Origin of the sequence: Streptomyces sp. NPDC002701, assembly GCF_042889045.1 — a bacterium.
In the GTDB taxonomy this organism is placed as follows: Bacteria; Actinomycetota; Actinomycetes; order Streptomycetales; family Streptomycetaceae; genus Streptomyces.
In genome coordinates this window covers 1-22,368 of sequence record NZ_JBIAQL010000003.1, presented here as the reverse complement: position 1 = coordinate 22,368, position 22,368 = coordinate 1, and the positions used below count along the sequence as shown (strand labels likewise).

The 22,368-nt window shown below is 71.4% G+C and carries 17 protein-coding genes; 6 read left to right on the top strand and 11 right to left on the bottom strand.

All coding sequences use genetic code 11. The features are described 5' to 3' along the window. Nucleotides 1–30 precede the first annotated feature (30 nt). Both ACFYXC_RS08495 and pta read right to left on the bottom strand, forming a co-directional pair. Complete coding sequence (locus tag ACFYXC_RS08495) at nucleotides 31–1,254, bottom strand: acetate kinase (protein WP_389548535.1); 1,224 nt, start codon at nucleotides 1,252–1,254, stop codon at nucleotides 31–33. Beyond that, nucleotides 1,251–3,392, bottom strand: coding sequence for a phosphate acetyltransferase (gene pta / locus ACFYXC_RS08490; RefSeq protein ID WP_389548532.1), 2,142 nt, complete (start codon nucleotides 3,390–3,392; stop codon nucleotides 1,251–1,253). Before pta ends, ACFYXC_RS08495 begins: the two co-directional genes overlap by 4 nt. A 178-nt stretch (nucleotides 3,393–3,570) precedes the next feature. Between pta and ACFYXC_RS08485 the strand changes: the two genes are divergently transcribed. Continuing rightward, nucleotides 3,571–4,596, top strand: coding sequence for an ATP-dependent 6-phosphofructokinase (locus ACFYXC_RS08485; RefSeq protein WP_388912814.1), 1,026 nt, complete (start codon nucleotides 3,571–3,573; stop codon nucleotides 4,594–4,596). A 10-nt stretch (nucleotides 4,597–4,606) separates the two neighbouring features. On the opposite strand, the gene ACFYXC_RS08480 is transcribed toward ACFYXC_RS08485, so the two are convergent. The 6 genes from ACFYXC_RS08480 to ACFYXC_RS08455 form a co-directional block, all read right to left on the bottom strand. Then, entirely contained in the window at nucleotides 4,607–5,332 is a 726-nt protein-coding gene (locus tag ACFYXC_RS08480) for a helix-turn-helix domain-containing protein (RefSeq protein WP_389548529.1), read from the bottom strand. 445 nt (nucleotides 5,333–5,777) lie between these two features. Beyond that, a complete protein-coding gene (locus tag ACFYXC_RS08475; RefSeq protein ID WP_389548526.1) occupies nucleotides 5,778–6,623 on the bottom strand; it encodes a carbohydrate ABC transporter permease in 846 nt (281 codons plus the stop codon). Nucleotide 6,624: 1 nt separating this feature from the next. Further along, complete coding sequence (locus ACFYXC_RS08470) at nucleotides 6,625–7,485, bottom strand: carbohydrate ABC transporter permease (protein WP_389548523.1); 861 nt, start codon at nucleotides 7,483–7,485, stop codon at nucleotides 6,625–6,627. Then, nucleotides 7,482–8,849: an extracellular solute-binding protein gene (locus ACFYXC_RS08465; protein WP_388912825.1), complete on the bottom strand. Its 1,368-nt coding sequence runs from the start codon at nucleotides 8,847–8,849 to the stop codon at nucleotides 7,482–7,484. Before ACFYXC_RS08465 ends, ACFYXC_RS08470 begins: the two co-directional genes overlap by 4 nt. A 195-nt stretch (nucleotides 8,850–9,044) precedes the next feature. After that, the gene (locus ACFYXC_RS08460) at nucleotides 9,045–9,737 is read right to left on the bottom strand and encodes a response regulator (protein WP_388912828.1); all 693 of its coding nucleotides are present in this window, start codon (nucleotides 9,735–9,737) and stop codon (nucleotides 9,045–9,047) included. Beyond that, a complete protein-coding gene (locus tag ACFYXC_RS08455) occupies nucleotides 9,734–11,530 on the bottom strand; it encodes an ATP-binding protein (protein WP_389548518.1) in 1,797 nt (598 codons plus the stop codon). The genes ACFYXC_RS08460 and ACFYXC_RS08455 overlap by 4 nt, the downstream gene beginning before the upstream one ends. Before the next feature lie 144 nt (nucleotides 11,531–11,674). Here ACFYXC_RS08455 and ACFYXC_RS08450 point away from each other — a divergent pair, with 144 nt between their 5' ends. The 5 genes from ACFYXC_RS08450 (at nucleotide 11,675) to ACFYXC_RS08430 (ending at nucleotide 17,768) form a co-directional block, all read left to right on the top strand. Then, the gene (locus ACFYXC_RS08450; protein WP_389548516.1) at nucleotides 11,675–13,090 is read left to right on the top strand and encodes a cation:dicarboxylate symporter family transporter; all 1,416 of its coding nucleotides are present in this window, start codon (nucleotides 11,675–11,677) and stop codon (nucleotides 13,088–13,090) included. Between the two features lie 448 nt (nucleotides 13,091–13,538). After that, the gene (locus ACFYXC_RS08445; RefSeq protein ID WP_389548513.1) at nucleotides 13,539–14,447 is read left to right on the top strand and encodes an NAD(P)-dependent oxidoreductase; all 909 of its coding nucleotides are present in this window, start codon (nucleotides 13,539–13,541) and stop codon (nucleotides 14,445–14,447) included. A gap of 42 nt (nucleotides 14,448–14,489) precedes the next feature. Then, nucleotides 14,490–14,990: a MerR family transcriptional regulator gene (locus ACFYXC_RS08440; RefSeq protein ID WP_389548510.1), complete on the top strand. Its 501-nt coding sequence runs from the start codon at nucleotides 14,490–14,492 to the stop codon at nucleotides 14,988–14,990. Further along, nucleotides 14,987–15,319, top strand: coding sequence for a thioredoxin (gene trxA, locus ACFYXC_RS08435; RefSeq protein ID WP_388912838.1), 333 nt, complete (start codon nucleotides 14,987–14,989; stop codon nucleotides 15,317–15,319). Before ACFYXC_RS08440 ends, trxA begins: the two co-directional genes overlap by 4 nt. Before the next feature lie 130 nt (nucleotides 15,320–15,449). Further along, nucleotides 15,450–17,768, top strand: a complete 2,319-nt coding sequence (locus ACFYXC_RS08430) for a HelD family protein (RefSeq protein WP_389548506.1) — start codon at nucleotides 15,450–15,452, stop codon at nucleotides 17,766–17,768. A 195-nt stretch (nucleotides 17,769–17,963) separates the two neighbouring features. Here ACFYXC_RS08430 and glgB read toward each other — a convergent pair whose 3' ends face one another. The 3 genes from glgB to ACFYXC_RS08415 form a co-directional block, all read right to left on the bottom strand. After that, complete coding sequence (gene glgB, locus ACFYXC_RS08425) at nucleotides 17,964–20,444, bottom strand: 1,4-alpha-glucan branching enzyme (RefSeq protein WP_389548503.1); 2,481 nt, start codon at nucleotides 20,442–20,444, stop codon at nucleotides 17,964–17,966. A 75-nt stretch (nucleotides 20,445–20,519) separates the two neighbouring features. Continuing rightward, nucleotides 20,520–21,971, bottom strand: coding sequence for a maltokinase (locus ACFYXC_RS08420; protein ID WP_388912846.1), 1,452 nt, complete (start codon nucleotides 21,969–21,971; stop codon nucleotides 20,520–20,522). A 94-nt stretch (nucleotides 21,972–22,065) separates the two neighbouring features. Then, nucleotides 22,066–22,368, bottom strand: a 303-nt coding sequence (locus ACFYXC_RS08415) for an alpha-glucosidase C-terminal domain-containing protein (protein ID WP_389548500.1), incomplete at its 5' end; no start/stop codon positions are given.

The window sequence follows — 22,368 nt, the reverse complement described above, 5'->3', positions numbered from 1 at the left end:
CTTGATTCCCGGCGGCCCGTCGGCGCCTTCTCAGCCGGTCCCGTCTCCCACGAGCGCATACGTCTGGCGGGCGATCTCCAGTTCCTCGTCGGTCGGCACGACGGCGACCGCGACCCTCGCGCCCTCGGGCGAGATCAGCCGCGGCCCGTCGGACCGTACGGCGTTCAGGCCGCCGTCGACGGCCAGGCCCAGCGTCTCCAGGCCCGCGACCGCCGCCTCGCGCACCGGGGCGGAGTTCTCCCCGACGCCGGCCGTGAAGGTGACCGCGTCGACCCGGCCCAGCACCGCGTAGTACGCGCCGATGTATTTCCTCAGTCTGTGGATGTAGATGTCGAAGGCGAGCCGCGCCCGCGCGGCATCCTCGCCGCCCTCGTCGATGCGCCGGAGGATCTCCCGCATGTCGTTGTCCCCGCACAGACCGATCAGACCGCTCCTCTTGTTGAGCAGAGTGTCGATCTCGTCCGTGGACATCCCGCCAACGCGCGCCAAATGGAAGATGACCGCGGGATCCACGTCTCCGGAGCGCGTCCCCATCACGAGCCCCTCCAGGGGCGTCAGCCCCATGGAGGTGTCCACGCACCGGCCCCCCTCGACCGCCGACGCCGAGGCGCCGTTGCCCAGGTGCAGCACGATCACGTTCACGTCCTCGGGAGCCCGGCCGAGCAGCCGGGCGGTCTCGCGGGACACGTACGCGTGCGAGGTGCCGTGGAAGCCGTACCGGCGGACGCGGTGCCGGTCGGCGGTCTCCACGTCGATGGCGTAGCGGGCCGCGGCCTCCGGCATCGTCGTGTGGAACGCGGTGTCGAAGACGGCGACCTGGGGAAGGTCGGGGCGCAGCCCCTGGGCGGTGCGGATACCGGTGAGGTTGGCCGGGTTGTGCAGCGGCGCCACCGGGATGAGGCGCTCGATCTCGGCGAGGACCGCGTCGTCGACGACGGTCGGCTCGGTGAACCGCTTCCCGCCGTGCACGACGCGGTGACCGATCGCGGCCAGCTCGGCGGAGTCCAGGCCGAGCCCGTCCCTGGACAGCTCCTGTGCGACGGCCTTCAGCGCGGCCTCGTGGTCGGCGATCGGCCCGGTCGTCTCACGGGACTCACCGCCCGCGGCCAGCGGGGAGTGCTTGAGCCGGGAGGTCTCCTCGCCGATGCGCTCGACGAGGCCCACGGCCAGCCGGCTGTCGTCGCGCATGTCGAGGAGCTGGTACTTCACCGACGAGGAGCCGGAGTTGAGGACGAGGACGCGGGTGGCAGTCACGTGGTGGGAGCCTTCGGGGTCGGGGTCGGGGTCGAGGCGGGGTCCGTGGCCTGGGCCTGGATCGCGGTGATGGCGACCGTGTTCACGATGTCCCCGACGAGCGCGCCGCGGGACAGGTCGTTGACCGGCTTGCGCAGGCCCTGCAGGACCGGTCCGACCGCGATCGCGCCGGCCGAGCGCTGCACGGCCTTGTAGGTGTTGTTGCCGGTGTTGAGGTCCGGGAAGATCAGCACGGACGCCTGCCCGGCGACCTCCGACCCCGGCAGCTTGGTCGCCGCGACGGACGGCTCGACGGCCGCGTCGTACTGGATGGGCCCCTCGATCCGCAGGTCCCCGCGCCGCGAGCGGACCAGCTCGGTGGCCGTGCGCACCTTGTCGACGTCCGCGCCCGAACCGGACGTGCCCGTCGAGTACGAGAGCATCGCGATCCGCGGCTCGACCCCGAACTGCGCGGCGGTGGCCGCCGACTGGACGGCGATGTCGGCCAGCTGCTCGGCGTTCGGGTCCGGGTTGACCGCGCAGTCGCCGTACACGAGGACCTTGTCGGCCAGGCACATGAAGAACACCGACGAGACGATCGACGCTCCGCCGGCCTCCGGCCGGGAGCCGCCCCCGGGCTTGGTCTTGATGATCTCGAAGGCCGGCCGGATGGTGGCCGCGGTCGAGTGCACCGAACCCGACACCATGCCGTCCGCCAGGCCCTCCTGGACCATTAGCGTGCCGAAGTAGTTGACGTCCGAGACGACGTCGTACGCCAGCTCCACCGACACGCCCTTGTGGGCGCGGAGCTGGGCGTACCTCTCGGCGAACCGGTCGCGCAGTTCCGAGGTCTGCGGGTCGATCAGCTGCGCGGCGCCGAGGTCGATGCCGAGGTCGGCGGCCTTCTTGCGGATCTGCTCCACGGGGCCCAGCAGGGTGAGGTCGCAGACACCGCGGCGCAGCAGCACCTCGGCCGCGTGCAGGATGCGCGACTCGGTGCCCTCCGGCAGCACGATGCGCCGCTTGTCGGAGCGGGCCCGCTCCAGGAGGGTGTGCTCGAACATCATCGGGGTGACGCGGCCGCTGCTGGGCGCCGAGACGCGCTTGAGCAGATCGCCGGTGTCCACGTACCGCTCGAAGAGACCGAGGGCGGTCTCCGCCTTGCGGGGTGTGGCCGCGTTCAGCTTGCCCTCCATGGCGAAGAGTTCGGACGCCGTGAGGAAGGAGCCGGTCTCCACCGCGACCACCGGGGTGCCGGGGGCGAGGCGGGCGGCCAGGGTCAGGACCAGGTCGCTGGGACGCTCGTTCAGGGTGAGCAGCACGCCCGCGATCGGCGGGGTCCCGGCGCTGTGCGCGGCGAGGGCGCCCACCACGAGGTCGGCGCGGTCACCGGGCGTGACGACCATGCAGCCCGGGGTCAGCGCGCCCAGGAAGTTCGGCAGCATGGCGCCGCCGAAGACGAAGTCCATCGCGTCGCGCGCGAGCCCCGCGTCGTCGCCGAGCAGCACCTTGCCGCCGAGGGCGTGGGTGATCTGGGCGACCGTGGGCGCGGAGAGCGCGGGCTCGTCCGGCAGCACGTGACACGGCACGGGCAGGCGGTCGTGGAGCAGCTCGTGGATGTCGCCGCGGTCGGCGGGCGCGACCCGGTTGACCACCATCGCGAGGACGTCGCAGCCCAGTCCGTCGTAGGCGCGGAACGCGTTGCGGGTCTCCGCCAGCACCGACTCGACGGTCTGCCCCCGGCCGCCCACGACCGGGATCACGGACGCGCCGAACTCGTTCGCCAGGCGGGCGTTGAGCGCCAGCTCGTCCGGGAACTGGGTGTCCGCGTAGTCCGTACCCAGGACGAGGACCACGTCGTAGTCGCGGGCCACCCGCAGGAAGCGGTCGACGAGCTGGGAGACCAGCTCGTCGGTGCCCTGCTCGGCCTGGAGCGCGGACGCCTCGTGGTAGTCCATGCCGTAGACCGTCGCCGGGTCCTGCGCCAGGCGGTAGCGGGCACGCAACAGCTCGAAGAGACGGTCGGGCCCGTCGTGGACGAGCGGCCGGAACACCCCCACCCGGTCCACCTGCCGCGTCAGGAGCTCCATGACTCCCAGCTCGACGACCTGGCGGCCGTCGCCCCGGTCGATCCCGGTCACGTACACGCTGCGCGTCACGCGTGCTCTCCGTTCCGTCCGATGTCGGTAAGTCGGTCTTGACAATACCTGTGCGTATGGATAAGGGACCCGCCAGGTCGGGCGCGGACAGCGGCCCCCTGTCGCCCGTGAAACAATCGGACTGGCTCTCAGGTACCACAGGGGACACAGTCCAACAGCGAGCAGGAGACACAGCACGATGCGTATCGGAGTTCTCACCGCAGGCGGCGACTGTCCGGGACTGAACGCCGTGATCCGGTCGGTCGTGCACCGCGCCGTCACCAACTACGACGCCGAGGTCATCGGCTTCGAGGACGGTTACGCGGGCCTGCTCGAAGGCCGCTACCGCTCACTCGACCTGGACGCCGTCAGCGGCATCCTGGCCCGCGGCGGCACCATCCTCGGCTCCTCCCGCCTCCAGCGCGACCGCCTCCGTGAAGCCTGTGAGAACGCTCAGGACATGGCACGTGAATTCGGTATCGACGTGCTGATCCCGATCGGCGGCGAAGGCACGCTCACGGCGGCGCGGATGCTGTCGGACGCGGGCCTGCCGGTGGTCGGGGTCCCCAAGACGATCGACAACGACATCTCGTCGACGGACCGCACCTTCGGGTTCGACACCGCCGTGGGGGTCGCCACCGAGGCCATGGACCGCCTCAAGACGACCGCCGAGTCCCACCAGCGGGTGATGGTCGTCGAGGTCATGGGCCGGCACGCCGGCTGGATCGCCCTGGAGTCCGGCATGGCCGCCGGCGCCCACGGCATCTGCCTGCCCGAGCGGCCCTTCGACCCGGCGGACCTGGTCAAGATGGTCGAGGAGCGCTTCTCGCGCGGCAAGAAGTTCGCGGTCGTCTGCGTCGCCGAGGGCGCGCACCCGGTCGAGGGCAGCATGGACTACGGCCACGGCGCCATCGACCAGTTCGGCCACGAGCGCTTCCAGGGCATCGGGACGGCGCTGGCGTACGAGCTGGAGCGGCGCCTCGGCAAGGAGGCCAAGCCGGTCATCCTCGGCCACATCCAGCGGGGCGGCACGCCGACCGCGTACGACCGGGTGCTCGCGACGCGCTTCGGCTGGCACGCGGTGGAGGCGGCGCACCGGGGTGAGTTCGGCCGGATGACGGCACTGCGTGGCACGGACGTCGTGATGGTGCCGCTGGCCGAGGCGGTCACCGAACTGAAGACGGTCCCGAAGGACCGGATCGACGAGGCGGAGTCCGTCTTCTAGGGCGCGGCTGTCAGACACTGCCCGCGCCGTCGCGGCGGACCGCCGACCAGAAGCGGTCGACGATCCGGTCCAGGAAGTCGCCGTCCGCGTCGTCGGCCTCGGCGGCCCCCGCACCGCCGCCCCAGCTGCCCGGTGTCGGCACCAGCTGCCTCTGGTACTCGGTGTGCAGTGCCCGCAGCGCGTGCCCCACGGTCCGCCGCTCCATCGGCAGCAGCTTGCCGACCGGGCGGACGTACGCCTGCCAGCGGGTCGTCACCGCGCCCCGCAGCATCTCCGCCAGCTTGGCTTCGCGCCCGGTGACCGCGACGAGGTCCGCCAGTGCGAGGTCGAGCACCTCGGCGAGCGCCGACGACTGGCGCTCGCTGCCGCGCCACTCGTCCGCCTCCTCCATCCGTACGTACGCGAGGAGTTCGAGCCCCACGGCACGCGCGACGTCCTCGGCCGCCAGACCGCGGGCGACGCGGTGCTCGCGCAACGTCCGCGGAGCGCCGATGAGTTCACCTGGCGAGCACCACAACACGCCCGCCAGCGCTGTCAGTTCGCCGGTGCCCGGCGTGGCGAGGCCCCGTTCCCAGGCGACGACCAGGTCGGGCGTCACATGGGGCAGTCCGAACGAGGTACGCATCCCGTGGGCGACATGCTCGGGCCCCATGCCGAGGGCGGCACGCAGCCTGCGTGCGGTGGAGGCGTCGAAGGGCGGGGTGGGCTGTGGGGCCGACTGTCGGTGCACGCGCACACCGTATGGGCCCGGGGCTGCGATGACTACGGTCTGTTCGGCCAGGAACACGGATTGTGGGAAGCTACGGTTTCGGACGGGTGTCCGAGGCTGCACGGGTGCCCGGCGGCCGTCCTGCGGGCCGACGCGGTCCGCACGGACGGCGGCGGGGGGCGGCGGACGGACGGCCCGCGCGGCCGGACCCTACGACCGGCCCGGGTGGGGCATGCCTCGTGAGCAGGGTCGACAGGCAATTCGCGGGCGTCCGTGGGTGCCGGACCCCGCGCGTCCGGCGACGTCGGGCGAGGACGGCGCGCCGCGGGTGTCGAGCGTGCGGACGGCCCTCGAAGGCGGGTACGCCATGGCCGGGACGCCGGCCGGCCGTACGGAGGAGGAGAACCGGCGGCGCGTTTCTTGCGCTCCGCCGCGCCCGGCGCCCCACCCCCTGACCGCCGCGCCCGGCCCCTCACCCCTTGACCGCCCCGCCCAGCGCGAACCCACCGCCCAGCCGCCGGGACACCAGGACGTACAGCAGGATCACCGGCGTCGAGTAGATGATCGAGAACGCGGCCAGCTGTCCGTAGACCACCGTCCCGCGGTTTCCGAAGAAGTCGTTGATGCTCACCGACGCCGGCATCTGGTCCGGGGAGAGCAGCAGCATGAACGGGACGAAGAAGTTCCCCCACATCATCACGAACGAGAAGACGGTCACCACCGCGACGCCGGGCCCCATCAACGGCAGCACGATGCGCAGCAGCGACTGGAACGACGAGGCGCCGTCCGTCCAGGCCGCCTCCTCCAGCTCCTTCGGCACACCGTCCATGAAGTTCTTCATCAGCCAGATGGCGAACGGCAGTTGGGAGGCCGCGAAGAAGAGGATCGTGCCGTGCATCGTGTCGATCAGGTCCACCTGCACGAACAGCGCGTACACGGGAACCATGATCGCCGTGATCGGCAGGCTCGTCGCGAAGAGGATCGTGAGGAGGAAGGGGCGGTTCAGCCGGGACCGGAAACGGGAGAGCGGATACGCGGCCAGGGCCGCGCAGACCACCGTCAGCAGGGTCGCGCCGCCGCACAGGATCAGGCTGTTGAGCAGGGGCGTGAAGGTGATGTCCGGCTTCAGGACCGCGTCGAAGTTGTCGAGCGTGACACCGTCGGGCACCTTCACCTTCAGACCGGCGTGCGGGTCCAGGGAGGACAGGATCACCCAGGCCAGCGGCAGCACGAACGCGGCCGCGACGAACAGCAGGCCCGCGTCGGCGGCGTGCCGGCGGTGGGCGCGGCGGGTGGTGAGCGTCGTACGCGCGGCCATCTCAGACCTCCGTCCGCAGCAGGCGCATGTAGACCAGCGAGAAGAGGGAGCCGACCACCAGCAGCAGGAGGGCGACGGCGGTCCCGTAGCCGATCATGCTTTTCTGGAACGCCTGTTCGTACATGAAGAGGGGGAGGGTCTGGCTGCGGTTTCCCGGGCCGCCCCTCGTCATGACCCAGATCAGCCCGAAGACCGAGAGGGTCTGCAGGGTGTTGAGCATCAGGTTCGTCCCGATGGAACGGCGGATCATCGGGAGCGTGATGTGCCACATGCGGCGCCAGCCGCCCGCGCCGTCGACCTCCGCGGCCTCGGTGATCTCCTTCGGGATCTCGTTCAGCGCGGCCGAGTAGACCAGCATCGAGAAGGCGGTCCCGCGCCACACGTTCGCGAACGACACGGCCAGGATCGGCAGCGTGAACAGCCAGTTCTGGGACGGCAGATGCAGCCAGTCGAGGACCGCGTTCAGGGTGCCCTCGCGGCGGAAGAAGGCGTAGAGGAGGAAGCCGGCCACCACCTCCGGGAGCACCCACGCCGTGACGACGATCCCGCCGGTGAGCGTACGGACCGGCTTCGACGCCCGCTGCATCAGCGCGGCCAGGGCCAGGCCCAGCGTGTTCTGCCCGATGAGCGAGCTGAGGACCGTGAAGACGAGCGTCAGCCACACGGCGTTGAGGAACGCCTCGTCCTGGAACGCGGTGCGGAAGTTGTCGAAGCCGGTGAAGGACGACTCGGCCTGGCCGGTGAGCTGCAGATCGGTGAAGGCGATGTAGGCGCAGTACGCGATCGGACCGGCCAGGAACAGGACGAGGAGGACGAGCGCGGGGGAGACGGGCAGGGTCCGGGTGAGGGTGCGGAGCCTCACTTCTTGATGACCTGGTTGTCCGTGGCCGTCTTCAGCTCCTCGTCGTAGTTCCTCGCCGCCTCCTCGACCGAGCTGTCACCCGTCGTCACGCCCTCCATGGCCTCCTGGATGGCGGTGGACACCTTCGGGTACGCCGGGTACGCGGGACGGTAGTGCGTGGTCGCCACCAGGTCCGTGAAGAACTTGATGCCGGGCTGCGCCTCCACGTACGCGGGGTCCTCGGCCACGTCCGTGCGCACCGCGATGCCGGAGTTGGCGATGTACCACTTCTGCGCGTTGGCTTTCGTCTGCATCGTCTTCACGAACTCGAAGGCCAGGTCGGGGTTGCCCGCCTTGCTCGGGATCGCCCAGGTCCAGCCGCCCGACATGCTCACCTTCCCGGGTGACTGGCCGTTCTGCGTCGGCATGTAGGCGAGGCCCAGCTTCTCGGACCACTCGGGCCACTCGTGGCCGCTGCCCTTCTGCCAGTCCTGCGGGAGCCAGGAGCCGTCGAGGTTGATGCCGAGCTTGCCCTCGGGGAGGAGTTCGCCGCGGACCCTGGTCGCGAAGTTGGGGTCGAGGGCGTCCGAGACGTCCGGGCCGAGCTTCTCCTTGAAGACCGTCTCGACGAACCGCAGCGAGTCCTCGAAGCCCTGGCTCCCCGTGATCCACTTCTCGGAGGCGGTGTCGTACAGCGGGCTCTCCGTCGCCCCGGTGGCCGTCCCGTACAGGAGCATCTCGAAGCCCTGCATGGTGGCGGCCTCGCCCGCGGGCTTGCCCGTGTACACGTTCATGGGGGTGACGCCGGGGACCTTCTCCTTGATGGTGCGGGCCGCGTCGAGGATGTCGTCCCAGGTCTTCGGCTGCCAGTTCGCCGGCAGCCCGGCCCTCTTGAAGATGCCCCTGTCGAACCAGAGGCCACGGGTGTCCGTGCCGTCCGGGACGCCGTACGTCTTCCCGTCCTGCGCCCTGGCCGCCGACTTCGCCGTGTCGATGAACTGGCCCCAGTCCTCCCACTTGTCGAGGTACGGGTCCAGGGGCTTGAGGTAGCCGCTCGTGATGTCGGAGTTGATGAGGAACGTGTCCTCGTAGACCAGGTCGGGCGCCGTCTTGGGGGAGCGGAGCATCTGCTGGAGCTTCGTGTAGTACTCCGAGTCCGGGGCCTTGATCGGAACGAGTTCGACCTTCTTGTCCGGGTGGGCCTTCTCGAACTGCTTCTTGATGTCGGCGAGATAGGTGTCCATGACACGGATGGAGTTGTCCGTCGACTGCTTGTAGGAGATCTCCACGGTGTCCGGATCACTGCCGGAGTCACTGCCGCAGGCGCTGAGCGCGGTGGCGGTGAGCAGGGTCGCGAGAAGAAGGGGGGCGGCGGTGGGACGCACGGGTACGACCTCCTGCTGGCCGACGTCGTTGTGGCCGTGTTCGGTTGCCCGAACGTAAGAGCAGTGGTCCGGCCAGGTCAATGACCTTGCACGGGCTGCCTCACGGATCCGTGCCGAGTCGTCACCCGTGGTGACCCGTGTGCCCCGGCACGCCGGATTTTCCGGACACCCCGGCACACCACGTCTGCCGGTATGTCACCCCTTCACCCACCGGTACTGCAGCTCCGGCCTTCCCACCTGTCCGTACTGCGGGCTGCGGCCCGCCCGTCCCGCGTCCACCAGATGCTCCAGGTACCGCCGGGCCGTGATCCGCGAGATGCCGACGGCCGCGGCCACGCCCGTCGCGGTCAGCCCCTCCTCGCAGTCGCGCAGGGCCCGGGTGACCTTTGCCAGGGTCGGCGCGCTCAGCCCCTTCGGCAGGGCGGCCGGGCCGGGCGCCCGGAGCGTGGCCAGGGCGCGGTCGACCTCGTCCTGGCCGCTGGCCTCGCCGGCCGCCGCGTGGAACTCGGCGTAGCGCACGAGCCGGTCCCGGAGGGTGGCGAAGGTGAACGGCTTGAGCACGTACTGCACGACCCCGAGCGACACGCCCTCCCGGACGACGGTCAGGTCGCGTGCGGACGTCACCGCGATGACGTCCGCCTGGTAGCCGGCGGCCCGCAGCGAGCGGGCGAGCTGCAGGCCGTGGACGTCCGGCAGGTGGAGGTCGAGGAGCAGCAGGTCCACGGGCGCGCGGTCCAGCGCCCGTCTGGCCTCCGCGCCGGTGTGCGCCTTGCCGACCGCGGTGAACCCGGGCACGCGTCCCACGTACAGGACGTGCGCGTCCGCCGCGACGGGATCGTCCTCGACGACCAGCACCCGGATGTCCTGACGCGGAGAGGACGTGCTCATACGGTGCCTCCGTGCGGGGTGGGACGGCCGGACTCCCGCGTGGGCCCGGTCCCGGGATCGGGGGTGGGGGTGGGGGTGGGGACGGCCAGGAGGGGCTCGGAGCGGGCCCCGGTCGGTGCGGCCGTCCCCGCCTGTCCGGTTGCCCCGGCCTGTGAGGTCGTCCCCGCCCGTCCGGTCGCCGTGGGCGGTTCGGTCGCGGTGGGCGGGAGGGGGAGGCGGGCCTCGAAGGACGCGCCGGCGTCGGGGGGCGTCGTCACCGTGAGGGTGCCGGCGTGACGTGCCACCGCCTGCCGTACGAGGGCCAGACCCAGACCGCGCCCGCCCGGCCCGGCCGGCTTCGTGGACCAGCCGCGCTGGAAGACCTCCTCCGCGTGGGCCGGGTCCACCCCCGCCCCCGTGTCGGTGACCCGAAGGACGAGGCCCTCCGCGTCCGCGAGCGCGGTGACGGTGACCCGGGCCCCCACCGAGCCCTGCGCCGCGTCGACCGCGTTGTCGATCAGGTTGCCCAGGACCGTCACCAGATCGCGGGCGGTGAGGGACTCGGGCAGCACGCCGTCGTCGATGCTGCTGTCCTCGGAGACCACCAGCTCCACACCGCGCTCGTTCGCCTGGGCGGTCTTGCCCAGCAGCAGGGCCGCCAGGACGGGCTCACTGACCGCCGCGACGACCTGGTCGGTCAGCGCCTGCGCCAGCTCCAGCTCGGCCGTGGCGAAGTCGACGGCCTCCTGCGCCCGGCCCAGCTCGATCAGCGAGACGACCGTGTGCAGCCGGTTCGCCGCCTCGTGGGCCTGCGAGCGCAGCGCCGTGGTGAAACCGCGCTCCGAGTCCAGCTCGCCCATCAGGGACTGCAGTTCGGTGACATCGCGCAGGGTCACCACCGTGCCCCGGCGCTCGCCGCCCGACACCGGCGAGGTGTTCACGACGAGCACCCGCGACTCGGTGAGGTACACCTCGTCCACCCGCGGCTCCCCCGACAGCAGCGCCCCCGTCAGCGGAGCCGGCAGGTCGAGCTCCGCGACCGAGCGGCCCACCACGGCGCCGACCACCCCGAGCAGCTCGCGCCCGCCGTCGTTGATCAGCGCCACCCGGTACTGCCCGTCCAGCATCAGCAGCCCCTCGCGCACCGCGTGCAGCGTGGCCTCGTGGTAGTCGTGCATCCGGCTGAGCTCGGCCGCGTTCATCCCGTGGGTGGAGCGGCGCAGCCGGGCGTTGATGACGTACGTACCGACGGCGCCCAGCGCCAGCGCCGCGGCGGCCACCCCGAACAGGGCCCTGACCTGCTCCTCGACCCGCGCGCTTATCTCGTCGACCTTGATGCCCGCGCTGACCAGGCCGACGATCCGGCCGCCGTCGCGGATCGGCGTCACCGCACGCACGGACTCGCCCAGCGTCCCGGTGTACGTCTCGGTGAAGGACTCGCCCAGCAGCGCCCGCTCGGTGTGCCCCAGGAAATGCTTGCCGATCAGCTCCTCGTTCGGGTGCGTCCAGCGGATGCCCCCCGGGTTCATGATCGTGACGAAGTCGACCTGCGCGTCACGCTGCACCGCCACCGCGTACGGCTGGAGCGTCCGGGTCGGGTCCGCGGTGCGGATGGCCTCCCGTACGGAGGGCGAGTTCGCGACCGAGCGGGCCACCCCCATGGCCTGCCGGCCCGCCGCGTCCTCGGCCTGGCTGCGGTCGCTGACGTACGTGAAGAGCGCGCAGCCCGCCACCACGACCGCGACGAGCACGGCCTGCATGGCGAAGAGCTGGCCGGCCAGGCTGCGAGGTCGTGGGGCACGGGGGAGGCGCATGGAAACAGTCTGCCTGGCCGGAAATGCGTGAACGTAATGAACGGAAGGGTGACCGCCCTCACACGCTGGGAGATAGTCACCGACAACCCCCGGACGTGAGCCGCACGCCGGATGATGCCGACGACGTCGTCAAGGAGGGCAGCCGTGACCAGCACACCCGATACGGCACCTGCCGCTCCCGCCGCCAAGCGGGACCGCACGCACTATCTCTACATCGCGGTGATCATCGCCGTGGCCGCCGGTATCGCCGTGGGTCTGATCGCCCCCGACTTCGCCGTCGAGCTGAAGCCGATCGGTACCGGCTTCGTGAACCTGATCAAGATGATGATCTCGCCGATCATCTTCTGCACGATCGTCCTGGGCATCGGCTCGGTGCGCAAGGCCGCCAAGGTCGGCGCGGTGGGCGGCATCGCGCTCGGCTACTTCGTGGTCATGTCGTTCGTCGCGCTGGCCATCGGCCTGGTCGTCGGCAACATCCTGGAGCCCGGTACGGGTCTCGCGGTGACCGACGCGGTCAAGGAAGCGGGCCAGGGGCAGGTCACCGAGGCGAAGAACACCGAGGAGTTCCTGCTCGGGATCATCCCCACGACGATCGTCTCCGCCTTCACCGGCGGTGAGGTCCTGCAGACCCTCCTCATCGCGCTGCTCGCCGGGTTCGCGCTGCAGGCCATGGGGTCGTCCGGTGCGCCGATCCTGCGCGGCATCGAGCACATCCAGCGGCTCGTCTTCCGCATCCTCGCCATGGTGATGTGGGCGGCGCCCATCGGTGCGTTCGGCGCCATCGCGGCGGTGACCGGTTCCGCGGGCGTGGACGCCCTCAAGAGCCTCGCCGTCCTGATGCTCGGCTTCTACGTCACCTGCTTCCTCTTCGTCTTCATCGTGCTCGGCGCGATGCTGCGGCTCATCGCCGGCCTGAACATCCTCGCGCTGTTCAAGTACCTGGGCCGGGAGTTCCTGCTGATCCTGTCCACGTCCTCCTCCGAGTCCGCGCTGCCGCGGCTCATCGCGAAGATGGAGCACCTGGGCGTCAGCAAGCCGGTGGTCGGCATCACCGTCCCGACCGGCTACTCCTTCAACCTCGACGGCACCATGATCTACATGACCATGGCCTCGCTGTTCATCGCCGACGCCATGGGTACGCCGATGTCGGTCGGCGAGCAGATCCCGCTGCTCCTCTTCCTGCTGGTCGCCTCCAAGGGCGCGGCGGGGGTCACCGGCGCCGGTCTGGCCACCCTCGCGGGTGGTCTGCAGTCCCACAAGCCGGCGCTGGTGGACGGCATCGGCCTGATCGTCGGCATCGACCGCTTCATGAGCGAGGCGCGCGCCCTCACGAACTTCGCGGGCAACGCCGTGGCGACGGTGCTGATCGGTACGTGGACCAAGGAGATCGACCGGGCCCGGGTCGACGAGGTGCTCGCGGGGAACGTGCCGTTCGACGAGGCGACGCTGCTGGACGACGGGCACGGGGGTCGGGTCGACGCCGACCCCGACGACGACGCGGGTCCGGGCTCGGCGGGGGTGCCCGGCCAGCCCGGCGACAAGACGCTGGCGAAGGCATAACCGAGCCGCGTCCTCCCGACCCCGGGCGGCTGAGCACTTCCCCCGTCGCTCAGCCGCCCGGTCCCCGGGGCCCCGGAGCACCCACCCGGCTGCGGCTCCGCGGCGGCCGCTCGCGCAGTTCCCCGCGCCCCTAAAAAACGGGGCTACGCCCCGCATCCCCGCGCCCCCGCGCCCTTAGGGGCGCGGGGAACTGCGCGCTCAGCCACAGTCGGCCGGCACGGGACATCTCCCCGCACCCCCCACTTCCTAGGGGCGCGGGGAACGGCGCGCTCAGCCCAGGCCGGCCGGCACAGGACATGTCCCCGTACCCCCCCGCCCTCCAGGGGCGCGGGGAACCCCCGCGGCCCGCAGCGCACACGCGGCCCAGGCCGTCGCTTACCTATTGGTCAGTGTCTGAGAAAAAAGTGCGTACTTGTAGGGGTTGCGGCCCCACAAGAGCATGGTCGCCATGACACCCGACCATGATCAGAACAGCACCCCGGCAACGAAAACCCCCGTCGCGGTCCTGGGCCTGGGAGCCATGGGCCACGCCCTCGCCGCCGCGTTCCTGGCGGCAGGCCACCCCACCACCGTCTGGAACCGCACCAAGGGCAAGGGCGACGACCTGGAGGCACGCGGCGCCGTCCGGACGGACACCGCCGCCGAAGCCGTCCGCCCGGCCGAGCTGGTCGTCGTCTGCGTGCTCGACCACGCCGCGGCCCGCTCGGTCCTGGACGCCGTGGCCGCCGAACTCCCCGGCCGGCTCCTGGTCAACCTCACCTCGGACACCCCCGACCGCTCCCGCGCCACCGCCGCCTGGGCGGCCGAGCACGCCGTCGACTACCTCGGCGGCTCGGTCATGGTGCCGGTCCCGATGGTCGGGCAGCCCGAAGCGCTGCTCCTGCTCAGCGGCCCCCGCACCGCGTACGACGCGTACGAGACGACCCTGAAGGCGCTGGGCGGCAAGGTGGCCCACCTCGGCGAGGACCACGGGCTGGCCGCCGTCCACGACCTGGCCCTGCTCGACTACTTCTACTCCTCGATCCACGGCCTGCTGCACGCGTTCGCGCTGGCCGGCGCCGACGGAGTGCGGGCGACCGACCTCGTCCCGTACCTTGACACCATCACGGCCATCCTGCCGCCCCTCGCCGCCGGGGCCGCCCGGGACGTCGACGCGGGCAGCCACCCGGGCGACGAGGCCAACCTCGGCATGATGGCGGCCGGTGTCGGCCACGTCCTGGAGTGGGCCGAGCACCGCGGCCTCGACGTACGTACCCTCCGCCCGGTCAAGGAGGGGTACGACGAGGCCGTCGCCCGCGGCCACGCCAAGGAGAGCTGGACGCGCACCATCGAGTCCGTACGCCCGCCCCGGCGGTGACGCCCTTGCCCTGACGCCGGCGTCAAGGATTACCGTCACGGCATGCGAATCGGCGAGCTGGCGACGCGGGCCGGGACCACCACGCGGACGCTCAGGTACTACGAGTCGCGGGGCCTGCTGCCCGCGCGGCGCGGAAGCAACGGGTACCGGACGTACGACGAGGGCGACCTGAGGCTGCTGCGGCAGATCAGGACGCTGCAGGACTTCGGGTTCGACCTGGAGGAGACGCGGCCCTTCGTGGAGTGTCTGCGGGCCGGGCACCCGGAGGGCGACGCCTGTCCGGCCTCGCTCGCCGTGTACCGCCGCAAGCTCGGCGAACTGGACGCGCTGATCGCGGAGTTGCGGTCCGTACGCGAGCAGGTCGGCGGGCAGCTGGCGCGGGCCGAGCGGGCGATGGGCGAACTGGCGGCCGAGGCGTCGATCCCGGGCGGCCCGGACCCGGTGTGCGAGCTCACTCCTTCGGGGACGATCCCCGAATTCCAGGCACAGGCACAAACACAGGCACGGGCGCAGACGGAGAAGACAGAAAGGCGGACGCGGTGATCAGGGCGGCAGGTGTGGCCGAGGTGACGGACGCGGATTTCGCGTCGGAGGTGATCGGCGCGGAGCTTCCCGTGCTGGTGGAGTTCACGGCGGACTGGTGCCCGCCGTGCCGGCAGATCGCGCCGGTGCTGAGTGCCATCGCGTCCGAGGAGGGCGACCGGCTCAAGGTGGTGCAGCTGGACGTGGACACGAACCCGGAGACCACGAACGCGTACGGGGTGCTGTCGATGCCCACGCTCATGGTGTTCCGCGACGGGCAGCCGGTGAAGTCGATGGTGGGCGCCCGCCCCAAACGGCGACTGCTGGAGGAGCTGGCGGACGTCCTCTGACATACGAGAAAATCCCCCGCAGGCGAATTGCCTGCGGGGGATTTTCTTGCGTATATTGAATGGTTCGCGACTTGCATAAGAGAGTCGCGGAAAAGTTCACTGCGCACAGTATATCCGGCTGGGAGCGGAATTGTCAAACAGGGCCTCGAACACCGACACAGACACAAACTCGACCAATGAATTTCCGGACAATGAACTGTGCCGTGAGCAGGAATTCATCGACGGCCTGTACGCCCGCGTCGACGCGCTCCGCGGCGGCACCGAGAGCGCTGTCGCGGACGCCCTCGCGCAGGGCAACACGCCCATGCAGGCCCGCCTCGAACGGGACGTCCTCGTCGCCGAACGCTCCGGCCTGCTCGCCGCGCTGAACGCGGTGGACGGTTCGCTCTGCTTCGGCCGGATCGACCTCGCCGCCGGACCGGGGGAGGACCCCTCGGGCCGTACCCACCACATCGGCCGCATCGGCATCCGTGCCGACGACACCGAACACACCCCGATCCTCATCGACTGGCGGGCCCCGGTCGCCCGGCCCTTCTACCTCGCCACCGGCCACACACCCATGGGCCTGCGCCGCCGGCGGCACATCACCACCGAGGGCCGTACGGTGACCGCCCTGCACGACGAGATCCTCGACCTGGGGGATCAGCGGCGCACGGGACACGAGGACCCCACCGGGGACGCCGTGCTGCTCTCCGCCCTCAACTCCGCGCGCACCGGCCGCATGAGCGACATCGTGCAGACCATCCAGGCCGAACAGGACCGGATCATCCGCGCCCCGCACCGCGGGGTCCTGGTGGTGGAGGGCGGCCCCGGCACCGGCAAGACGGCGGTGGCGCTGCACCGGGCGGCCTACCTCCTCTACGAGCACCGCGAGTTGCTCGCCAAGCGCGCCGTCCTGATCGTCGGCCCGAATCCCGCCTTCCTCGGCTACATCGGCGAGGTCCTGCCCGCGCTCGGCGAGACGGGCGTCCTGCTCGCGACCGTCGGCGAGCTGTACCCGGGCGTACGGGCCACCGCCTCCGACACTCCCGAGGCCGCCGCCGTGAAGGGCCGCGCCGACATGGCAGACGTCCTCGCCGCCGTGGTACGCGACCGCCAGGCCCTGCCCGACCCGGTGATCGCGATCGAGCACGACCGGGACGTCCTGATGCTCGACACCGGTCTCGTGCGCGTGGCCCGCGACCGCGCCCGCGAGGTGAAGCTGCCGCACAACGTGGCCCGCGAGCACTTCGAGGGCCACATCTTCAACACTCTCACCGACATGCTCGCCGAGCGGATCGGCACGGACCCCTTCGACGGCACGAACCTGCTCGACCCGAGCGACATCACGCAGATCCGCGACGACCTCGCCGAGAACCCCGAGGTCTGGGCCGCAATCGACCGGCTGTGGCCGCGCGTCACCCCCCGGCGCCTCGTCGCGGACTTCCTCGCCGAGCCCGACGCCTACCTCTCGCGGGAGGACGCGGACGCGGTCCGCCGGCCGGTGACCCGGGCCTGGACGACCGCCGACGTCCCGCTCCTCGACGAGGCCGCGGAACTCCTCGGCGAGGACGACCGGACGACGAGGGCCGCCGCCGAGCAGGAGCGGGACCGGCAGGTCGCCTACGCGCAGGGCGTCCTCGACGTCTCCTACGCGTCCAGGACGTACGAGTTCGAGGACATGGACGTGGAGGACGCGGAGGTGCTGTCGGCGCACGACATCATCGACGCCGAGCGGATGGCCGAGCGCCACGAGGAGGACGACCACCGCAGCGCCGCCGAGCGGGCCGCCGCGGACCGCACCTGGGCGTTCGGGCACATCATCGTCGACGAGGCGCAGGAGTTGTCGCCGATGGCGTGGCGGCTGCTGATGCGGCGCAGTCCCACGCGGTCGATGACGCTCGTGGGCGACCCCGCCCAGACGTCCGAGGCGGGGGGTGTCGGTTCCTGGTCCGACATCCTCCACCCCTATGTGCAGGACCGGTGGGAGCACACCCGCCTCGCGGTCAACTACCGCACGCCGTCCGAGATCATGGACGTGGCGGCGGCCGTTCCGCGGGCCGAGCACGCGTCCTTCGAGCCGCCGAGTTCGGTGCGGTCCACGGGGGTACGTCCCTGGGTGCGCCGGAGCTCCGATCTGCCCGGTGCCGTGGAGAAGGCCGTCGCCGAACTCGCCCCCGTCGAGGGGAGGCTCGCGGTGATCGCGCCGCGGGCGCTGCACGGTGCGCTGGCCGCGCGGCTGGACGGTGTGGTGGCGGGGGAGGAGCCGGATCTGACGCGGGCGGTCGTGCTGCTCGACGCGCGTCAGGCGAAGGGGTTGGAGTTCGATGCGGTGCTGGTGGTGGAGCCGGGGCGGTTCGGCACGGCCGATCTGTATGTGGCCCTGACGCGGGCCACGCAGGCGCTGGGCATCGTCCACGCCGACCCGCTCCCGGCGCCCCTGGAAGCGGCCCTGCCGGCGACCGCCTAGACGTTTCTCGCCCCCGCCGCCCCTACCCATTCCCGTCACTGCTCGGGGGCCAGCCCCCGAACCCCCGGTCCTCAAACGCCGGACGGGCTGACTGAGTCAGCCCGTCCGGCGTTTGAGGACGAGCGCGCAGCGCGATTGCGGGGGTCTGGGGGCGCAGCCCCCAGGGACGGGAAGGGGCGGCGGGGGCGAAGAACCCTACGCCGGGCGGAGCCACACCGTGGACAGGGGTGGCAGCGTCAGGCGGATGCTGGCCGGGCGCCCGTGCCAGGCCAGATCGTCCGGCTTGACGGGATCGACGTTCGCCACGTCACCCCCGCCGTACCGCCCGGCATCCGTGTTCAGCACCTCGTGCCACGCGCTCACGTCGTCCGGCACCCCGAGCCGGTACTCGTGCCGCACCACCGGCGCGAAGTTGCACACGGCGAGCAGCGGCGACCCGTCGGCGGCATGCCGGAGGAAGGCGAGGACGTTGTCCTCGGCGGCGTCCCCGGCGACCCACCCGAACCCGGCGGGATCGGTGTCGAGCTCCCAGAGCGCCGGCACCTGCCGGTACACGGTGTTGAGGTCGCGCACGAGATCGCGTACGCCCCGGTGGTCGGCCTCCGCCCCGTACGACGGGTCGAGGAGCCACCAGTCGGGCCCGTGCGCCTCCGACCACTCGGCGCCCTGCGCGAACTCCTGACCCATGAAGATGAGCTGCTTGCCGGGATGGGCCCACATGAAGCCCAGGTACGCGCGGTGGGTGGCCCGCTGCTGCCACCAGTCGCCCGGCATCTTCGACACCAGCGACCGCTTGCCGTGCACGACCTCGTCGTGCGAGATCGGCAGCACGTAGTTCTCGCTGTACGCGTACACCATCGAGAACGTCATCTCGTGGTGGTGGTACCGGCGGTGGACGGGCTCGTGCGAGACGTAGTCCAGCGTGTCGTGCATCCAGCCCATGTTCCACTTCAGGCCGAAGCCGAGACCGCCGAAGCCGCCGGGACCGATGTGGTGGGTCGCCCGGGTGACCCCGTCCCACGCGGTCGACTCCTCGGCGATCGTGACGACACCCGGCTCACGCCGGTAGACGGTGGCGTTCATCTCCTGGAGGAAGGCGACCGCGTCGAGGTTCTCCCGTCCGCCGTGGACGTTGGGAGTCCACTGCCCGGCCTCGCGCGAGTAGTCGAGGTACAGCATCGAGGCGACCGCGTCGACCCGCAGCCCGTCGATGTGGAACTCCTCGCACCAGTACACGGCGTTGGCGACGAGGAAGTTGCGCACCTCGCGCCGCCCGTAGTCGAACTCCAGGGTGCCCCAGTCGGGGTGGGCCGCCCGCAGCGGGTCCTCGTGCTCGTACAGCGGACGCCCGTCGAACTCGGCCAGTGCCCACTCGTCCCGGGGGAAGTGCGCGGGCACCCAGTCCATGATCACGCCGATGCCGGCCCGGTGCAGCGCGTCGACCAGGTACTTGAAGTCGTCGGGGGTGCCCAGGCGGGCGGTGGGCGCGTAGAAGCCGGTGACCTGGTAGCCCCAGGAACCGCCGAAGGGGTGCTCGGCGACCGGCATCAGCTCGACGTGCGTGAAGCCGAGGTCGGAGATGTAGACGGGCAGCTGCTCAGCGAGCTGACGGTACGTCAGCCCCGGGCGCCAGGACGCCAGATGGAGCTCGTACACGGAGAACGGGGCCTCGTGCGCCGGCCGCTCGGCCCGGCGCGCCATCCACTCCTGGTCCTGCCACTCGTGACGCGAGGAGTGGATCACGGAGGACGTGGCGGGCGGCAGCTCCGTACGCCGTGCCATCGGGTCGGCGCGCAGCGTCTTCGTCCCGTCGGGCTTCGTGATCTCGAACTTGTAGAGCTCGCCCTCGGCGACGCCGGGCGCGAACAGCTCCCACACCCCGGAGGAGCCCAGCGAGCGCATCGGGAACGCGGTCGCGTCCCAGAAGTTGAAGGTGCCGGCGACCCGGACCCCGCGGGCGTTCGGCGCCCAGACCGAGAAGCGCGTGCCGGGCACGCCCTGGTGCTCCATCGGCTCCGCGCCGAGGACCGTCCACAGCTGCTCGTGCCGTCCCTCGCCGAACAGGTGCAGATCGAGGTCGCCGAGCGTGGGCAGGAAGCGGTACGCGTCGTCGATCTCCTGCACGGCTCCTTCGTACTCCACGGACAGCCGGTACTCCGGCACCTCCCGCAGCGGCAGCACGGCGGAGAAGAACCCGTCCCCCTCGTCGTCCAGCTCGGCCCGCAGTCCCTCCGTGACGACGCTCACGGAGAGCGCGTAGGGCCGCAGCGCCCGGAAGACCACGCCACCGGGCACGGGGTGGGCCCCGAGGACGGAGTGCGGATCGTGGTGGGCGCCCCCGAGCAGCCGCTCCCGGTCGGCCCGGTCCAGCACGGCCACCGACCTGACCTCCGGCACGGGCTCCGCGACCGGGTCCGGCGTTACGGGGGCGGCCGGCTCCGGTGCCGTGAGGGCGGCAGGCTCCGCCGCCACCGGGGCGGCCGGGGCCGTGTCCTGCGCGGGTTCCGTGGGCGGTACGGGCACGGGAGCGGACGCGGGGTCCGTCTTCCCGGTCCTTACGTCCTCCGCCGCCGGCTCGGCCGTCGCCTTGTCGGCGGCCTTGTCGGCGGCCTTGGCCTTTGCCTTGGCCTTCGAGCTCTTCGGCTTCTTGCCGGGCGGGTTCGGGCGGGGCGTCACGGGCGGAGCCTCCTGGACGGAACGAGAGGGATGGATGGGAAGAGCGCAGACGGGGCGAGGTGGGTGGGGCGGGTGTCAGGACGGATCGGGGAGGGCCAGACGGCGGACGGCCGCCATCGGCACGGGCAGCCAGTCGGGCCGGTGCCGCGCCTCGTACACGACTTCGTAGATGGCCTTGTCGGTCTCGTACGCGCGCAGCAGCACCGGATCCATGCGGGGATCGCCCCCGCCCGCCTCGGCGTATCCGGAGCAGAACGCGGCCCGGCACGCGTCGGCCCAGCCGGGCACGGCGGACGGGCCCGCCGCCTCGGCCGGGGCGGAGCCGGGGTCCCGGGGGAGCGAGTGCGCCGCGTAGTCGAAGGAGCGGAGCATGCCGGCCACGTCCCGCGCGACCGGCTGGGGCAGACGGCGCTCGGCGAGCGACTTGGAGGGCTCACCCTCGAAGTCGATCATCGACCAGGAGCCGGTCGGCGACCGCAGACACTGACCGAGGTGCAGGTCCCCGTGTATCCGCTGGGCCGTCCACGTCCGGCCCTCGCTCGCCAGGTCGGCGAGCGCGTCGAACGCGGACCGCAGACCGGTCGCGTACGGCCGCAGCGCGGGCACCGCCTGGACGGCGGCCGTCAGCCGCTCGGTCATCCCGTCCGTGAGCAGTTCCATCTGCCCGCGTCCCATGGTCACGACGGGCAGCGCCCTGGCCAGTGCCATGTGCACCTCGGCCGTGGCCCGGCCGAGCGCCCGCGCGTCCCCGCTGAAGTCCTCGCCCTTGGCGAGTTCGCGCAGGGCGAGCTCCCAGCCGTCCGAGGCGCCCTGGAGGAACGGCTGCAGGACACCCAGGACGTACGGGTCGCCGGCACCGTCGGCCTGGTCCGAGAGCATCCAGCCGGCGGGCGCCGGAACCCGCGGGCAGCCCTCGCGGGACAGCGCCAGCGGCAGTTCCAGATCAGGGTTCACTCCCGGCACGATCCTGCGCAGGAGCTTCAGGATGAACGTATCTCCATAGACGAGAGAAGAGTTTGACTGCTCGGCCGTCACCAGGCGGGGCACCAGGTCGCCCCGGATCTCCTGCCGGGTGTCCCGCTCGAAGCGCAGCTCACCGATGTGCGCCTGTTCCCGTAGGGCCTCCAGGAGCACGTCGGCGGGCCGCGGGTCGTGCAGGGCCTCGTACACGGTCCGTCCGGCCAGCGGTCCCCGTGCGGGATGGCCGATCAGCGCGGGCGCCAGCCGTGGTGGCAGCGCTTCGCGCACGCCCAGCAACAGCTGGTAGCAGTCGCCCGGATGCGTGGGGGCACCCTGGGTGGGGACGACCGGCTGGTGCGCGCGGACGAGCAGGTGGAGCAGCCCCAGCTGGGAGTCGAGCGGCAGTACTTCCGTCGCCGAGACCAGGGAGAACCCGGTGACGGGGCGGCCCTTGCCCGCGAACCACCGCTGCCGTGGAAGCCACTCTCGGAGCAGTGGGTCGAGGGACGCAAGGAGGCCGGGGCTCGTCGAGGCGGAGGGCACTGAATGGGTGACGGCTTCGGACATGGCGTCGCGTCCTTTACCCGGAGTCGGGGTGTTACTACTGCGTGCCCAGGGCGGGGCGGAGGAAACCGCCCCGCCGCCCGTTGGTCAGGGGTTTCTACACCGCGTCCTTTCGGAGTCGGAACCAGTAGAAGCCGTGGCCGGCGAGGGTGAGGAGGTAGGGCAGTTCGCCGATGGCGGGGAAGCGGACGCCGCCGATGAGCTCGACGGGGTGGCGTCCCTCGAAGGTCTGCAGGTCCAGTTCGGTGGGCTGGGCGAAGCGGGAGAAGTTGTGCACGCACAGCACCAGGTCGTCCTTGTATTCGCGCAGGAAGGCGAGGACGGCGGGGTTGGAGGACGGCAGCTCGGTGTAGGAGCCGAGGCCGAAGGCGGGGTTCTGTTTGCGGATCTCGATCATGCG

Excerpts from the sequence above, each read along its gene's own strand:
- ACFYXC_RS08460 (WP_388912828.1), bottom strand. The coding sequence starts at position 9,737 with ATGAGCACGTCCTCTCCGCGTCAGGACATCCGGGTGCTGGTCGTCGAG.
- ACFYXC_RS08420 (WP_388912846.1), bottom strand. The coding sequence starts at position 21,971 with ATGTCCGAAGCCGTCACCCATTCAGTGCCCTCCGCCTCGACGAGCCCC.
- ACFYXC_RS08475 (WP_389548526.1), bottom strand. The coding sequence starts at position 6,623 with ATGGCCGCGCGTACGACGCTCACCACCCGCCGCGCCCACCGCCGGCAC.
- ACFYXC_RS08455 (WP_389548518.1), bottom strand. The coding sequence starts at position 11,530 with ATGCGCCTCCCCCGTGCCCCACGACCTCGCAGCCTGGCCGGCCAGCTC.
- ACFYXC_RS08485 (WP_388912814.1), top strand. The coding sequence starts at position 3,571 with ATGCGTATCGGAGTTCTCACCGCAGGCGGCGACTGTCCGGGACTGAAC.
- ACFYXC_RS08440 (WP_389548510.1), top strand. The coding sequence starts at position 14,490 with ATGCGAATCGGCGAGCTGGCGACGCGGGCCGGGACCACCACGCGGACG.
- ACFYXC_RS08445 (WP_389548513.1), top strand. The coding sequence starts at position 13,539 with ATGACACCCGACCATGATCAGAACAGCACCCCGGCAACGAAAACCCCC.